This is a genomic window from Microcystis sp. M49636_WE2, assembly GCF_030065375.1.
GTDB lineage: Bacteria > Cyanobacteriota > Cyanobacteriia > Cyanobacteriales > Microcystaceae > Microcystis > Microcystis aeruginosa_C.
Map to the genome: position 1 here is coordinate 1 of NZ_JASJFG010000645.1, position 1608 is coordinate 1608.

A 1608-nucleotide genomic window follows, 5' to 3' on the forward strand; every position below is an offset into this window, starting at 1 on the left:
CGGATATTTATAAGTTCAGTGGAGGCGATCGAAACGGAAATATCGCCGGCAATCACAATTCCTTTATCTAAAACTCGTTCGAGTATATCCGCTAAACTCGAACCTTGAGTTGCTGTTTTTAGGGAGTTGTTTGACTGGTTTCTGAGCGAGCCAGCAAAAGTGGAAGAAGTCACGGTTGGTTTCACTCAATAAGAGTATATAATTAGTCTTTTCGCTGGGGCAAGTTGCCTCGCAGTAAAGATTGAATGGCTTTTAAGGATTGATTTCCTGTCGAAGGCTCAGAAGTTGACGCTTGTCCCTCGGAAGGCTCCGTTTCCTCTACAACGGATAGGGGTTCTACCAGATCGTCGTCGAGGATTTCCCATAAAATTGCTCTTGACTTATCAATAGATAAGTTCGTGCGGGACAAAAGAACATCGGCGCAGATATCACGGAAGTCCGCATCAGAGGAGCTAGCCACAATATCGTGAGAGGCACAGACCTTAGCAATCATTAAACAAGAGCGCAAACCTGAAGTTTTTTCAGCCTCGGTTTTCAAACGAAAGGTTTTGACGAGGTTGACAATAAATAAGGCATCATCTCGACCAATCCCCGTTTTTTTGGCAAGAATTTCGGTCTGAGTCAGTTGATCTGGTTCAGGCATATTAATGGTTACTAACCGATCCATTAGAGCATCTTGGGTAGCATGAACCCCGCAATATTCTTCTGGGTTGGAGGTGAAAATTGCCCGAAATTGAGAATTGACTTGTAGGTAATCGGGTTGATGGCTAGTGGGTGGCAGGGTGAGAATTTTTTCTTCCAAGGCAGAGAGTAAAACGTTGTTGACCTCAGGTCGAGAACGATTGAACTCATCATAAACTAGGGTAAAACCCTCTCGACAGGCCATTGTTAAGCGAGAATCCACCCAGTTGTGTTTTAGCTCGTCTTCAACTTTGAGAACGCTGTGGATATAGTTATCCGTCAGCTTTTTATGGGTATAACCAGATTGGCTACCAATTAAATCGGAACTGCTAAAGTCATCATCGCCAAAGATTAGCATCACAGGTCTGGCTAAACAATTGGCCAGGTGCATTGCCAAGGTGGTTTTTCCCGTTCCTGCTGGACCACATAGATGAATGGAAAAACCAGAGTTTAGATAACGTAAGGCGCGAGTGGCAATTTGATCAATCGAAGGCGTAACAACAAATTGACCGGGGCGAAGGGAGAGAACGGATCTTCTTGTTTGAGTTTCAGTAAATGTCATAGTCGAAATCTAGTAAATACCATTGATAATCCCCGCCTGAAGCGGACGGATATTCTCGATCTAACAACTGCTGGTTCAGGTTTCCCTTTAATAACCGAGTAGGCAAGGACGCTCGTGTTACCCGAATTTTACGGCAAGTTTAATCGTCTTTAGCTTTTAAGGCTTACCTCATAATAATATCACAAAAAATTAGGAACTGTCATCAATTAGATCTAGAACCTTGATTTTGACATCCTCGCCGCCCTAAAAGTGCGGCGATTCCTAAACCTCACGATTTAAGTTTCTGCTTCCACCACCGTCGCATACCACAGTTAAAAAACCATGTACTGTCTTACACAGAGTCCACAGACTTTCGCCCCATTTCA

Annotated in this window: 2 protein-coding genes; both read right to left on the reverse strand. The window is 43.7% G+C overall.

Annotated elements, in window-relative coordinates:
- Positions 1–173 (reverse strand): gas vesicle protein (locus PX484_RS14975; RefSeq protein WP_288104488.1); only part of this gene is annotated, 173 nt, incomplete at its 3' end.
- Positions 174–202: 29 nt separating this feature from the next.
- Positions 203–1243, reverse strand: coding sequence for a gas vesicle protein GvpN (gvpN, locus tag PX484_RS14980; protein WP_002803848.1), 1041 nt, complete (start codon positions 1241–1243; stop codon positions 203–205).
- Between the last annotated feature and the right edge of the window lie 365 nt (positions 1244–1608).